Here is a 12918-nt window from a genome sequence, read left to right as displayed (position 1 = left end):
AAATCAATCGATTTAACCGATTAATCCGCAGTCACCCCCGTCCGCGATAGGGCGCGACGCCTTGGTCGGGGATCCACATTCCCTTCGGCAGTTTGCCGGTCTGCCAGAACACGTCGATCGGTATGCCGCCGCGCGGATACCAGTAGCCGCCGATGCGCAGCCATTTCGGTTTGATTTCCGCCGCGATCCGCTTGCCGATCGCGACCGTGCAATCCTCATGGAAAGCGCCGTGATTGCGGAAGCTCGCGACATAGAGCTTCAGGGATTTCGACTCCAGCAGCCATTGTCCCGGCACATAATCGATCATTAGATGCGCGAAATCCGGCTGGCCGGTGACCGGGCAGAGCGAGGTGAATTCGGGCGCGGTGAATCGCACCACATAATTGGTGTCCTTTTGCGGATTGGGCACGCGGTCGAGTTTCGCCTCATCGGGCGAGGTCGGCCATTCCACGGCGCGGCCAAGCTGCAGGCCGGTTGAATTCGATGCCGGATTGGACGATTTTTTTGAGGATTTGCGGGGCTTCTTGGACATAAGGGTCTCCGTTGCCGCGTTATTAGACAATTCGCCGGGCGGCGTCACTGCCAAGGACCGCCAAGGCAACTTTGCAAGGCAACCTTTTCCGCCGTGATGGCTTGCTGTAGAAGCAGCGCCAACCTGTCCAATCCCGACTTCCAAAGAGGCTCCCATGACCGCCATCGTCGACATCATCGGCCGCGAAATCCTCGATAGCCGCGGTAATCCCACGGTCGAGGTCGATGTGGTGCTGGAAGACGGCTCGATCGGCCGCGCTGCCGTGCCGTCGGGCGCCTCGACCGGCGCCCATGAGGCGGTTGAACTGCGCGACGGCGATAAGGCGCGCTATCTCGGCAAGGGCGTGCAAAAGGCCGTCACGGCTGTGAACGGCGAAATCTTCGATGCGCTCAGCGAAATGGCGGTCGAGGAACAAGTCCAGATCGACCAGATCATGATCGAACTCGACGGCACGCCGAACAAGAGCCGGCTCGGCGCCAACGCCATCCTCGGCGTCTCGCTCGCCTGCGCCAAGGCGGCGGCGGAATCCTTCGACATGCCGCTTTATCGCTATGTCGGCGGCACCTCGGCGCGGACCTTGCCGGTGCCGATGATGAACATCATCAATGGCGGCGTGCATGCCGACAATCCGATCGATTTTCAGGAATTCATGATCATGCCGGTTGGTGCTGCGACCTTTGCCGAGGCGCTGCGCTGCGGTTCGGAAATCTTCCACACGCTGCGTGGCGAGTTGAAGAAGGCCGGTCACAACACCAATGTCGGCGACGAAGGCGGCTTCGCCCCGAACCTGCCGTCGGCGGACGCCGCGCTGGAGTTCGTCATGGCTGCGATCGGCAAAGCCGGTTACAAGGCCGGCAGCGACGTGATGCTGGCGCTGGATTGCGCCGCCACCGAATTCTTCAAGGACGGCAATTACGTTTACGGCGGCGAGAACAAGACCCGTTCCGGTTCGGAACAGGCGAAATATCTTGCTGACCTGGCGTCGCGTTATCCGATCGTGTCAATCGAGGACGGCATGTCCGAAGACGACATGGACGGCTGGAAGCAATTGACCGATCTGATCGGCGGCAAATGCCAGCTCGTTGGCGACGATCTGTTCGTCACCAACGTGACGCGGCTCGCCGACGGCATCAAGAACGGCCGCGCCAATTCCATTCTGGTCAAGGTCAACCAGATCGGCACGCTGACGGAAACGCTCAGCGCCGTCGAGATGGCCTACAAGGCCGGCTACACCGCCGTGATGTCGCACCGCTCCGGCGAGACGGAAGACTCCACCATCGCCGATCTCGCCGTCGCGACCAATTGCGGCCAGATCAAAACCGGCTCATTGGCCCGCTCCGATCGCACCGCCAAGTACAATCAGTTGCTGCGGATCGAGCAGGAATTGGGAAGCCAGGCAAAATACGCGGGCAGGGCGGCGCTGAAGGCGTTGGCCTGAGGCCGCCACCGCGGATTTCGCTATTTCGGACGGCACAATCAGGCTTGCCTTCCCGTCGTAACCTGAGAACACTCCCGGCCAATTCGGCTTAAGCTGAAACAGGGAGGGTTACGATGAGTTCAGATGGCAAAACCGGGCTGGAACTGCGTTCGCTGATCAAAAAGAGCGGCGAACTCGAAATATCGCTCGTCAGCGTTCCGATTGCCGAGCCCTCCGCCGACCAGGTCGTGGTCCGCGTCGAGGCCGCGCCGATCAATCCGTCGGACCTCGGTCTTCTGGTTGGCGCCGCCGACATGAGTTCAGCCAAGGCGTCCGGCAGCAAGAATGCGCCGGTCATCACGGCAAAAGTCCCGGAAGCGGCGATGCGCGCGATGGCCGCGCGGCTCGATGAATCCATGCCGGTCGGCAATGAGGGCGCCGGCGTCGTGATCAAGACCGGATCGTCCGATGCCGCGAAAGCGCTGATGGGCAAGACCGTCGCGATGATCGGCGGCGCGATGTACGCGCAATACCGCACCATCAGGGCAGGCGACTGCCTGGTGCTGCCCGCCGGCATCACACCCGCCGAGGGCGCGTCGTGCTTCGTCAATCCGCTGACGTCGCTCGGCATGGTCGAGACCATGCGCCGCGAGGGGCACAAGGCACTGGTTCACACCGCGGCCGCTTCCAACCTCGGCCAGATGCTCAACAAGATCTGCCTCAAGGACGGCGTCGATCTCGTCAATATCGTGCGCAGCTCCCTGCAGGCGGACATCCTGCGCAAGCTCGGCGCCAAGCACATCGTCGATTCCACCGCGCCGACCTTCATGGCCGATCTGACGGCGGCGCTGGTGGAAACCGGCGCGACGCTGGCGTTCGATGCGATCGGCGGCGGCAAGCTCGCCGGCCAGATTCTGACCGGCATGGAAATCGCGATCAACAAGACCGCCAAGGTCTACAGCCGCTATGGGTCGAGCGTGCACAAGCAGGTCTATATCTACGGCAGCCTCGATCCCAGCCCGCTCGAATTGAACCGGGCGTTCGGCATGGCCTGGGGTGTCGGCGGCTGGCTGCTGTTTCCGTTCCTGCAGAAGATCGGCCCGGCCGACGGGATGCGGCTGCGCCAGCGCGTCGTCGACGAACTCAAGACCACCTTCGCCAGCCATTACACGCAGGTAGTGTCGTTGCAGGAGGCGCTGCAGCTCGCGCACATCGCCGTCTACAACAAGCGCGCGACCGGAGAGAAATACCTGATCAATCCGAACAAGGGCTGATGGTTTCCAGGCCCTCAGCCGGGCTGACGATCAGGCCGATCATTGTCCAACGAATGACGTGACAGGAGTTGTTGAAAACAGTTTTTAAAAACGGGGGAAATCAATGTCTGCAGATATAAAATACCTCGCCTTTACGGCCATTTTGACCGCGTCCCTGTGGATTCCCTATATCGCCTGCCAGGTGATGACCAATGGGGGACTGGCGCCCCCGAATTATCTCGATCCCACGCCACGGCCGGTGCCGCTGTGGGGCAGGCGGGCCGACCGGACCTATATCAACGCAGTAGAGACCTTCGCGCCATTTGCGGCGCTGGTGATCGCGGTTCACCTGGCGGGCAAAGCCAACGCGATGACGGCATTCTGGGCGATGGCTTTCTTCTGGCTGCGGCTGGCCCATGCCGTCGTCTATCTCCTGGGCATTCCCTATCTGCGCACGGTGCTGTTCACGCTCGGTTATGTCGCGGTGGCCGGGATCTTCTGGGAATTCATTAAGTAAGTGCGCAGGCGGTCTCGGTGACGGATTGCGCGGGCGCATGACAATATGATTTGACAGACTGCCCTGATCGGGCGACTTGCCTGCCGCTCCCGAGCGGGGCATTGGGGCTGAAACGCATGCCGAAAACGCATACTCACGAGGGGAAAATCTGCCATGGCTGACCTGAATTTGAATCGCCGTGATCTTTTGGCTGTGGCCGCCGCCGGCGCCGCGACCGCCTTGACGTCATTGCCCGCCGCTCACGCGGCGGCGCCGTCAGCCGCAGCGCAGGCGCCGGGTTTCTATCGCTACAAGGTCGGCGCCTATGAATGCACGTCGATCAATGACGGCGCGCGCTCGTTCCCGCTGCCGGATACATTCGTGAAAAACGTCCCCAAGGACGAAGTGCTGGCGGCAGCCGAGGCCGCCTACATGCCGAAGGGCATGGTCACGGTGCCGTTCAACCCGCAACTCATCAACACCGGCAGCAAGCTCATTCTGATCGACAGCGGCAACGGGATCGCGACCTATGAGCCGACCAAAGGCGCGGTCGGCCGTACTCTGCAAAATCTCGTGGCCGCCGGCGTCGATCCCAAAAGCATCGATGTCGTGCTGATGTCACATTTGCATCCCGATCACACCAATGGCATCCGCGCCGCCGATGGTTCGATGGCGTTCCCGAATGCCGAAATCATGGTGCCGGCCAAGGAGTGGGATTTCTGGATGAGCGACGAGAACGCCGCCAAGGCCCAATCCAACGAAATGATGAAGAATTATTTCGCCAATGTGAAGAAGATCTACGCCGGCATCGAATCCAAGGTGACGCGATATGACTGGGGCAAGGAAGTCGCACCGGGCATCACGGCGATCGCGACGCCTGGCCATACGCCGGGACACACCTCCTTCGCGGTGGCCTCGGGCGGCTCAAAGGTCCTGATCCAGTCCGACGTCACCAATATTCCCGAGTTCTTCCTGCGCAATCCGGATTGGCATGTCGCCTATGACACCGATCCGGTGCTGGCGCAGGAAACCCGGCACAAATTCTACGACATGGCGGCGGCCGAGAAGGCGATGGTGGTGGGCTTCCACTTCGCTTTCCCCTCGATCGGTCATGTCGAGAAGGACGGCGCGAAATATCGTCTCGTCCCGGTGGCGTGGAATCCGACGATCTGATCGCGGCCTGACCATTCAGCGCGTCCGGGATCGGCCACGGCTGGTCCCGGAAACGGAATCTCACGCCTGACATCGATGACGAGAGCGTGAACAATTCATGCACTTGCATCTTGTGCCGGCGACGCTAGGGTGACGCCCGAATTCAGTCCCGTGCCCGCATCAAAAGGAAATTCCATGGCCCACACCTACAATGTCGTCGTCATTCCCGGCAGCCTTCGCAAGGAGAGCTTCTCGCTCAAGATCGCCAATGCGTTCGTCGAGCTGGCGCCCGAAGGGCTCAAGCTCAGTGTCGTGACCTTGAACGGGCTCTCCTTTTTCAACCAGGACCTGGAAGCCAGCCCGCCGGCCGATTGGGTGGCTTTCCGTGAAAAAATCCAGGCGTCGCAGGGCGTGCTGTTCGTCACCCCCGAATACAATCGTTCGATCTCCGGCGTGTTGAAGAATGCCATCGATATCGCGTCGCGGCCTTACGGAAAAAGCTCGTTCCTCGGCAAGCCGACCGGCATTGTCGCCAATTCGCCGGGCCCGCAGGGCGGCGTCAGTGCGGCTAAGCATCTGCAGCAGATCCTGCCCGGCATATCCGGATCGATCATGGGCCAGCCCGAGATCTACCTGAACGGCGTTGGGGATTCCTTCAATGAGAAGGGCGCGCTGGTCAAGGAATCGATGCAGACGGTGATGAAGCAGTATATCGACGCCTTCGCGGCGTACGTGCACAAGCACAACACCTAAAGCGTTTTTCGAATGTGGGCGCGGCCCGGTTGGGAATTTTAGGATTCCGTTAACCGGGCCGGTCGCATGTTCGGCTCATGGTCTCACGCAGCCGACTCAAATCCGTTCTGACCGGGCTCGCCCTCTACACGATGGCGGCGGCCATGGTCGGCTATTTCGGTGTCAACGCCTATACCGGAAAGTATGGGTTGAATGCGCGCCAGGAGCTCGACCAGGAGATCATCGCGCTGACCTCCGAGCTGGCCCGCCTGAAGCGGGAGCGGGCAGAGGGCGAACAGCGGGTCTCGCTGCTGCGGTCCGACCGGGTCGACCCCGACATGCTCGACGAGCGTGCGCGCTATCAGCTCGATTATGCCAACCCGCACGACCTGATCCGGACCGGCAATCCGAACTGATCGCCAAAATTACAAATTTGCGCGAAATAGATTTCGAAAATGTCGCGCCGCATTGCACTGCGGCATAGCAAAGTTTCGGCAAGATCACGCAATCCTTTCATGGCGGTTTGAGTTGGGTTAGAGAGGGCTATTCGTTCTCTCATCCGGAAATGCCATGGCCGCACCGAAGAAAAGCGTCGCGAAAGAAACTGCGCAGGGGAATGGCGCCGACACCCCCCCGGAATTCACCCGGGAGCAGGAATTAAGCGCGCTGCGCGACATGCTGCTGATCCGCCGATTCGAGGAAAAGGCCGGCCAGCTCTACGGAATGGGCGCGATCGGCGGCTTCTGCCATCTCTATATCGGCCAGGAAGCGATCGTCGTCGGCATGCAGATGGCCCTGAAGAAGGGCGATCAGGTCATAACCGGATACCGTGATCACGGGCACATGCTGGCCACCGGCATGGAAGCCAAGGGCGTTATGGCCGAACTGACCGGACGCCATGGCGGCTATTCCAAGGGCAAGGGCGGCTCCATGCACATGTTCAGCAAGGAGAAGAACTTCTTCGGCGGTCACGGTATCGTCGGCGCCCAGGTTTCGCTCGGCACGGGATTGGCTTTCGCTAATCGCTATCGCGGTAACGATTTCGTCAGTCTGGCCTATTTCGGCGATGGCGCGTCGAACCAGGGCCAGGTCTATGAAAGCTTCAACATGGCGGAGCTGTGGAAGCTCCCGGTGATCTACATCATCGAGAACAACCGCTACGCGATGGGCACCTCGGTCACGCGCTCCTCGGCGCAAACAGACTTTTCCAAGCGCGGCATTTCCTTCAACATTCCGGGCGAGCAGGTCGACGGCATGGACGTTCGCGCGGTGAAAGCCGCGGGCGACCGCGCCACCGCCTGGTGCCGCGCCGGCAAGGGTCCTTTCATCCTGGAAATGCAGACCTACCGCTACCGCGGCCACTCGATGTCGGATCCGGCGAAGTATCGTACCCGCGAGGAGGTCGACAAGGTCCGCCACGACAGCGACCCGATCGAGATGGTGCGCAACCGTCTGCTGGAAGCCAAGATGAGCGAACAGGACCTGAAGGCGATCGACGCCGAGGTGCGCGAGATCGTCAACGCTGCCGCCGACTTCGCCCAGCACGACCCCGAACCCGATGCCGCCGAATTGTGGACCGACGTCTATCGTTAAACGCGCGAAACGCTTGTCGCGCAGGATGTGCGCAGCCTAAAGCAGCTTAAAGAGTGAATTTTCCGGAGCGGATATGCCAATTCAAGTGCTAATGCCTGCGCTGTCGCCGACCATGGAGAAGGGCAACCTTTCGAAATGGCTGAAGAAGGAAGGCGAGGCCATCAAGTCGGGCGATGTCATCGCCGAGATCGAAACCGACAAGGCGACGATGGAAGTCGAAGCCACCGATGAGGGCACACTTGGCAAGATCCTGATCCCGGAAGGCACCGCCGACGTTGCGGTCAACACGCCGATCGCGACCATTCTGGCCGATGGCGAAAGCGCCGCCGATGCCGGCAAGGCCAGCGCTCCAGCGCCGGCCAAACAGGAAGCACCGGCGCCGGTTGCTGAAGCGAAATCCGCGCCCGCGCCCAAAGACGAAACACCGGCACCGCAAGCTGCACCCGCTGCGCCCAAAGCCGCCGCCGAGCCCGATCCGGAAGTGCCCGCCGGCACCGAGATGGTGACCATGACGATCCGCGACGCCTTGCGCGACGCGATGGCGGAAGAAATGCGTAGGGATCCCGACGTGTTCCTGATGGGTGAGGAAGTCGCCGAATATCAGGGCGCCTACAAGGTCAGCCAGGGCTTGCTGCAGGAATTCGGCGCCCGCCGCGTGATCGACACCCCGATCACCGAGCATGGTTTTGCCGGTATCGGCGTCGGCGCCGCGATGTCGGGCTTGAAGCCGATCGTCGAATTCATGACCTTCAACTTCGCCATGCAGGCGATGGACCAGATCATCAACTCCGCGGCCAAGACGCTGTACATGTCCGGCGGACAGATGGGCTGCTCGATCGTGTTCCGCGGCCCCAATGGTGCCGCGGCCCGCGTCGCGGCCCAGCACAGCCAGGATTACTCGGCCTGGTATTCGCAGGTGCCCGGCCTCAAGGTGGTCGCGCCGTTCTCGGCCGCCGACTACAAGGGCCTGCTGAAGGCCGCGATCCGCGATCCAAATCCGGTGATCTTCCTCGAAAACGAAATGCTGTACGGTCATTCCGGCGAGGTCCCCAAGCTCGACGATTATGTGATCCCGATCGGCAAGGCGCGTATCGTGCGCTCCGGCGGTCATGTCACCATCATCTCCTGGTCGAACGGCATGTCCTATGCGCTCAAGGCCGCCGATGAACTCGCCAAGGAAGGCATCGAGGCCGAGGTGATCGATCTGCGCACGCTGCGCCCGATGGATACTGATACGCTCGTGGCTTCCGTGAAAAAGACCGGCCGCGCCGTCACGGTGGAAGAAGGCTGGCAGCAGAACGGCGTCGGCGCTGAAATCGCCGCCCGGCTGATGGAGCATGCCTTCGATTACCTCGATGCGCCGGTGGCGCGGGTGTCGGGCAAGGACGTGCCGATGCCTTACGCGGCCAATCTCGAAAAGCTCGCATTGCCTTCGGTGGCCGAGGTGGTCGAAGCCGCCAAAGCCGTTTTGTACCGGTGACGCATGCCGGGTCCCAAGGAACAGCCATTGCCGCCTGACGTGATAGGGCGCGATGACGCCACCGAGGTGTTGCGCACCTTTGTGGTCGATGGCGGCCTTTCGATCGCGTTTACCCGCGCCTTCGAGGAGCCGGACATGTGGGGCCTGCTGCTGGTGGACATCGCGCGGCATGCCGCGCGGGCCTATGCCAAGGAAAGCGCCTATAGCGAGGACGAAGCGCTGGCGCGCATCGTCGAGATGTTCGAAGCTGAAATCGCGCGGCCGACCGATCTGGGCGATACCACGCCGCGGTCGCAACAGGGACATTGACGGTGAGCGTTGAATCCTACCATTTCGATTTCATGGCGGAAGCGATCCGCGAGGCGGAGATCAGCATCTCCGAAGGCGGTCTGCCGATCGGCGCGGTGCTGACGCGCGACAAGAAGATCATTTCACGCGGCTATAATCGCCGGGTGCAGGAGCAGAACGTCATCCTGCATGGCGAGATGTCCTGCATGCGCAATGCCGGGCTGATCCCGTTTCATGACACCGTCATGTACACCACGCTGTCGCCATGCTCGATGTGCGCGGGCGCGATCGGGTTGTTCAAACTGTCGCTGCTTGTGATCGGCGAGTCCGTGACGTTTCCGGGCAGCAAGGACATCCTGACCCAGTTCGGCATTCCCTTTATCGATCTCGAAGACGAACGATCGATCAACATGATGAAATCATGGCGATCGGTTCCCGCCAACGAACGCCTCTGGCAAGGCGATATCGGCAATTGACGCGGCGTTTCGAACTTTCATCGGGTGATGACAACACCCAAACCTTTCCGCGTTGGGCTTTCCAGCGATTGGAAGACAACGAACAAGAATATCCTGTGAGGTCAGTATGCCCATCAACATTCTGATGCCTGCGCTGTCGCCGACGATGGAGAAGGGCAACCTTGCCAAGTGGCTCAAGAAAGAGGGCGACAAGGTCAAATCCGGCGATGTGATCGCGGAAATCGAAACCGACAAGGCGACCATGGAGGTCGAGGCGGTCGATGAGGGCACCATCGCGAAGATCCTGGTACCCGAAGGCACGCAGGACGTCGCCGTCAACGACGTGATCGCGGTGCTCGCCGGTGACGGCGAGGACGTCAAGTCGGCAGGGACAGGAGCAAGCGCAGGGACCGCCAGCGCGCCGCCGAAAGCGGCAGCGGCTCCGGCGGCGGAAGCCCCGGCCGCAAAACCGGCACCGGCTGCGGCAGCCGCACCCGCACCGGCTGCAGTTCCCGCGGCCAAGGCTCCGGCACCGGCCGCCGCAGCGCCAGCACCCTCCGCGGCGCAGGCCAACGGCCACGCCCGCACATTCTCCTCGCCGCTGGCGCGCCGTCTCGCCAAGGAAGCCGGCATTGAGCTGACACGCATCAACGGCTCCGGCCCGCATGGCCGCGTCGTTGCCCGTGACGTCGAGGAAGCCAAATCCGGCAAGGGCCTCAAGGCGCCCGCGGCAGCCCCGTCGGCCGGCGCACCGTCGATTGCGCCCGGGATCTCGGACAAGCAGATTCTCGCGCTGTTCGAACCCGGCAGCTACGACGTCGTTCCGCATGACGGCATGCGCCGGACCATCGCGCAACGGCTGACCGCCTCGGTGCAGACCGTTCCGCATTTCTACCTGACGATGGACTGCGACATCGGCAAGCTTTTGGCCGCACGCGAGGAAATCAACGCGAGCGCGCCCAAGGACAAGGAAAAGAAGCCGCTCTACAAATTGTCGGTCAACGACTTCGTCATCAAGGCGATGGCGATCGCGCTGCAACGCATTCCCGACTGCAATGTGAGCTGGACCGAAGGCGGCATGCTCAAGCACCATCACTCGGACATCGGCGTAGCCGTGGCGATGCCAGGCGGGCTGATCACGCCGATCATCCGCAAGGCCGAAACCAAGTCGCTGTCGACGATCTCGGCCGAGATGAAGGATTTCGCGGCGCGGGCGAGGGCGCGCAAGCTCAAGCCCGATGAATATCAGGGCGGCACCACGGCGATTTCCAACCTCGGCATGTACGGCATCAAGGATTTCACCGCCGTGATCAACCCGCCGCACGCCACGATCCTCGCAGTCGGCACCAGCGAGGAGCGCGCGGTTGTGCGCAATGGCAAGATCGAAGCCGCGCACATCATGAGCGTGACGCTGTCCTGCGACCATCGCGCCGTCGACGGCGCGCTCGGGGCTGAGTTGATCGGCGCGTTCAAGATGCTGATCGAAAACCCCGTAATGATGATGGTGTGATTTAACCAGGGCTGTCGAATAAGGCTCTTTCTTCCCTCTCCCCTTGTGGGAGAGGGTGGCTTCGCGAAGCGAAGACGGGTGAGGGGGATGCGTCAGAGCGTACCGTTTCAGAGGAGGGCCTTCGCAAGAACTCTCCGAGCGAACGCAACGGACGCCGAGATCAAGCTCTGGCGACTGCTTCGCTCGCGTCGGCTTGCAAGTATGAAGTTTCGTCGCCAAGTTCCTATCGGATCATGGATCGTGGATTTCGTCTCGTTCGAGCAGCATTTGATTATCGAGGCGGATGGCAGCCAGCACGCGGAAAGCGAACATGACACACGCAGCGATGACGATTTGTCGGAGCGTGGATTTCGTGTTTTACGTTTCTGGAACAACGACATTCTGTTGCGGTCACAGTCGGTCATGGAAATGATCATCGATTTTGCCGCGCGATCCCCCTCACCCGGCTGCGCGCCTGGCGGCGCGCATCCACCCTCTCCCACAAGGGGAGAGGGCAAGGCAGCGAACAGTGAGTAAGACATGGCCGACACGTCCTTCGATATCATCATCATCGGCTCCGGCCCCGGCGGCTACGTCGCGGCGATCCGGGCGGCGCAGCTCGGCTTCAAGACCGCGATCATCGAGAAATCCTATTTGGGCGGCATCTGCCTGAACTGGGGCTGCATCCCGACCAAGGCGCTGCTGCGCTCGGCGGAAATCTATCACTACATGCAGCATGCCGCCGATTACGGATTGTCGGCCGAGAAAGTGTCGTTCGATCCTGCTGCGGTCGTGAAGCGCTCGCGCGGCGTCTCCAAACGCCTCAATGACGGCGTCGGCTTTTTGATGAAGAAGAACAAGGTGTCGGTGATCTGGGGCGAAGCCTCGATCGACGCGCCCGGCAAGATCACGGTCAAGAAATCCGCCGTCGAGGCGCCGAAGGGTGCGCTGGGCGAGGGCGCCTATCAGGCCAAGCACATCATCCTGGCCACCGGCGCGCGCCCGCGCGTGCTGCCGGGGCTTGAGCCCGACAAGAAGCTGATCTGGACCTATTTCGAGGCGATGGTACCGGAGAAAATGCCGAAATCGCTGCTGGTGGTCGGCTCCGGCGCGATCGGCATCGAATTCGCGTCGTTCTTCCACACCATGGGCGCCGAGGTCACCGTGGTCGAAGTGCTGCCGCAGATCCTCCCCGTCGAGGACGCCGAAATCGCGACCTTGGCGCGCAAGCGGTTCGAGAAACAAGGCATCAAGATTCTCAGCAGCACCAAAGTCACAAAACTTGAGAAGAAGAGCGACAGCGTCGTCGCCACCATCGATGACGGCAAGGCGCCGCAGAGCGTCGAGTTCGACCGGGTGATTTCGGCGGTCGGCGTGGTCGGCAATATCGAAAATCTCGGATTGGAAAAGCTCGGCGTCAAAACCGAACGCGGCTGCGTCGTGATCGACGGCTATGGCAAGACCAACGTGCCCGGCATCTACGCCATCGGCGACGTCGGCGGCCCGCCGATGCTCGCGCACAAGGCCGAACATGAAGGCGTGATCTGCGTCGAGGCCATTAAGGGCCTGCATCCGCATGCGATGGACAAGAACCTCATTCCCGGCTGCACCTATTGCAACCCGCAGATCGCTTCGGTGGGCCTGACCGAAGCCAAGGCCAAGGAAGGCGGCCGCGAAATCCGCGTCGGCCGTTTCCCGTTCGTCGGCAACGGCAAGGCGATCGCGCTTGGCGAAGATCAGGGATTGATCAAGGTGATCTTCGACAAGAAGACTGGCCAATTGCTCGGCGCCCACATGATCGGCGCCGAAGTCACCGAACTGATCCAGGGCTATGTGGTCGCGATGAATCTCGAGACCACCGAAGAAGAACTGATGCACACGGTCTTCCCGCATCCGACCTTGTCGGAGATGATGAAGGAAGCCGTGCTGGATGCCTATGGGCGTGTGTTGAATATGTAACTTCCGCCCTCATCCTGAGGAGGCCGCATCGCGGCCGTCTCGAAGGATGGCCGCGAGTCGGTACGTTTCATC

The 12918-nt window shown here is 61.5% G+C and carries 14 protein-coding genes; 13 read left to right on the top strand and 1 reads right to left on the bottom strand.

The features are described from left to right. Positions 1-31 precede the first annotated feature (31 nt). Positions 32-532: a preQ(1) synthase gene (gene queF, locus HB676_RS23825; RefSeq protein WP_213740907.1), complete on the bottom strand. Its 501-nt coding sequence runs from the start codon at positions 530-532 to the stop codon at positions 32-34. Positions 533-686: 154 nt separating this feature from the next. On the opposite strand from queF, the gene eno reads away from it, so the two are divergent. The 13 genes from eno (at position 687) to lpdA (ending at position 12846) form a co-directional block, all read left to right on the top strand. Further along, the gene (gene eno / locus HB676_RS23820; protein ID WP_213740906.1) at positions 687-1970 is read left to right on the top strand and encodes a phosphopyruvate hydratase; all 1284 of its coding nucleotides are present in this window, start codon (positions 687-689) and stop codon (positions 1968-1970) included. Between the two features lie 113 nt (positions 1971-2083). Then, positions 2084-3223 (top strand): zinc-binding dehydrogenase, encoded by a 1140-nt coding sequence (locus HB676_RS23815; RefSeq protein ID WP_213740905.1) that lies wholly within the window; start codon positions 2084-2086, stop codon positions 3221-3223. A 103-nt stretch (positions 3224-3326) separates the two neighbouring features. Then, complete coding sequence (locus HB676_RS23810) at positions 3327-3719, top strand: MAPEG family protein (protein ID WP_213740904.1); 393 nt, start codon at positions 3327-3329, stop codon at positions 3717-3719. A gap of 153 nt (positions 3720-3872) precedes the next feature. Continuing rightward, positions 3873-4871 (top strand): MBL fold metallo-hydrolase, encoded by a 999-nt coding sequence (locus HB676_RS23805; protein WP_213740903.1) that lies wholly within the window; start codon positions 3873-3875, stop codon positions 4869-4871. 174 nt (positions 4872-5045) lie between these two features. After that, positions 5046-5603, top strand: a complete 558-nt coding sequence (locus HB676_RS23800) for an NAD(P)H-dependent oxidoreductase (protein ID WP_213740902.1) — start codon at positions 5046-5048, stop codon at positions 5601-5603. Between the two features lie 77 nt (positions 5604-5680). Continuing rightward, positions 5681-5998 carry a septum formation initiator family protein gene (locus HB676_RS23795; RefSeq protein WP_213740901.1) on the top strand — a complete coding sequence of 106 codons (318 nt, stop codon included), beginning with the start codon at positions 5681-5683 and terminating at the stop codon, positions 5996-5998. A gap of 154 nt (positions 5999-6152) precedes the next feature. Beyond that, positions 6153-7175, top strand: a complete 1023-nt coding sequence (gene pdhA, locus HB676_RS23790; protein WP_213740900.1) for a pyruvate dehydrogenase (acetyl-transferring) E1 component subunit alpha — start codon at positions 6153-6155, stop codon at positions 7173-7175. A 73-nt stretch (positions 7176-7248) separates the two neighbouring features. After that, positions 7249-8655: a pyruvate dehydrogenase complex E1 component subunit beta gene (locus HB676_RS23785; RefSeq protein ID WP_213740899.1), complete on the top strand. Its 1407-nt coding sequence runs from the start codon at positions 7249-7251 to the stop codon at positions 8653-8655. A 3-nt stretch (positions 8656-8658) separates the two neighbouring features. Continuing rightward, the gene (locus tag HB676_RS23780) at positions 8659-8964 is read left to right on the top strand and encodes a DUF5076 domain-containing protein (protein ID WP_213740898.1); all 306 of its coding nucleotides are present in this window, start codon (positions 8659-8661) and stop codon (positions 8962-8964) included. Positions 8965-8966: 2 nt separating this feature from the next. After that, positions 8967-9419: a deaminase gene (locus HB676_RS23775; protein WP_213740897.1), complete on the top strand. Its 453-nt coding sequence runs from the start codon at positions 8967-8969 to the stop codon at positions 9417-9419. 106 nt (positions 9420-9525) lie between these two features. Further along, entirely contained in the window at positions 9526-10908 is a 1383-nt protein-coding gene (locus HB676_RS23770; protein WP_213740896.1) for a pyruvate dehydrogenase complex dihydrolipoamide acetyltransferase, read from the top strand. A gap of 87 nt (positions 10909-10995) precedes the next feature. Continuing rightward, positions 10996-11424: an endonuclease domain-containing protein gene (locus tag HB676_RS23765; RefSeq protein ID WP_213740895.1), complete on the top strand. Its 429-nt coding sequence runs from the start codon at positions 10996-10998 to the stop codon at positions 11422-11424. A 3-nt stretch (positions 11425-11427) separates the two neighbouring features. After that, a complete protein-coding gene (gene lpdA / locus HB676_RS23760; protein WP_213740894.1) occupies positions 11428-12846 on the top strand; it encodes a dihydrolipoyl dehydrogenase in 1419 nt (472 codons plus the stop codon). Positions 12847-12918: the final 72 nt, after the last annotated feature.

The sequence above is a fragment of the Bradyrhizobium sp. dw_411 genome (genome assembly GCF_018449695.1).
In the GTDB taxonomy this organism is placed as follows: Bacteria; Pseudomonadota; Alphaproteobacteria; order Rhizobiales; family Xanthobacteraceae; genus Bradyrhizobium.
This window is presented reverse-complemented; position numbering and strand designations above follow the sequence as displayed.

What these genes read in the sequence shown, in the direction of transcription:
- queF (WP_213740907.1), bottom strand. Translation starts at nt 532, where the DNA reads ATGTCCAAGAAGCCCCGCAAATCCTCAAAAAAATCGTCCAATCCGGCA.
- eno (WP_213740906.1), top strand. Translation starts at nt 687, where the DNA reads ATGACCGCCATCGTCGACATCATCGGCCGCGAAATCCTCGATAGCCGC.
- HB676_RS23815 (WP_213740905.1), top strand. Translation starts at nt 2,084, where the DNA reads ATGAGTTCAGATGGCAAAACCGGGCTGGAACTGCGTTCGCTGATCAAA.
- HB676_RS23810 (WP_213740904.1), top strand. Translation starts at nt 3,327, where the DNA reads ATGTCTGCAGATATAAAATACCTCGCCTTTACGGCCATTTTGACCGCG.
- HB676_RS23805 (WP_213740903.1), top strand. Translation starts at nt 3,873, where the DNA reads ATGGCTGACCTGAATTTGAATCGCCGTGATCTTTTGGCTGTGGCCGCC.
- HB676_RS23800 (WP_213740902.1), top strand. Translation starts at nt 5,046, where the DNA reads ATGGCCCACACCTACAATGTCGTCGTCATTCCCGGCAGCCTTCGCAAG.
- HB676_RS23795 (WP_213740901.1), top strand. Translation starts at nt 5,681, where the DNA reads ATGGTCTCACGCAGCCGACTCAAATCCGTTCTGACCGGGCTCGCCCTC.
- pdhA (WP_213740900.1), top strand. Translation starts at nt 6,153, where the DNA reads ATGGCCGCACCGAAGAAAAGCGTCGCGAAAGAAACTGCGCAGGGGAAT.
- HB676_RS23785 (WP_213740899.1), top strand. Translation starts at nt 7,249, where the DNA reads ATGCCAATTCAAGTGCTAATGCCTGCGCTGTCGCCGACCATGGAGAAG.
- HB676_RS23780 (WP_213740898.1), top strand. Translation starts at nt 8,659, where the DNA reads ATGCCGGGTCCCAAGGAACAGCCATTGCCGCCTGACGTGATAGGGCGC.
- HB676_RS23770 (WP_213740896.1), top strand. Translation starts at nt 9,526, where the DNA reads ATGCCCATCAACATTCTGATGCCTGCGCTGTCGCCGACGATGGAGAAG.
- HB676_RS23765 (WP_213740895.1), top strand. Translation starts at nt 10,996, where the DNA reads ATGCGTCAGAGCGTACCGTTTCAGAGGAGGGCCTTCGCAAGAACTCTC.
- lpdA (WP_213740894.1), top strand. Translation starts at nt 11,428, where the DNA reads ATGGCCGACACGTCCTTCGATATCATCATCATCGGCTCCGGCCCCGGC.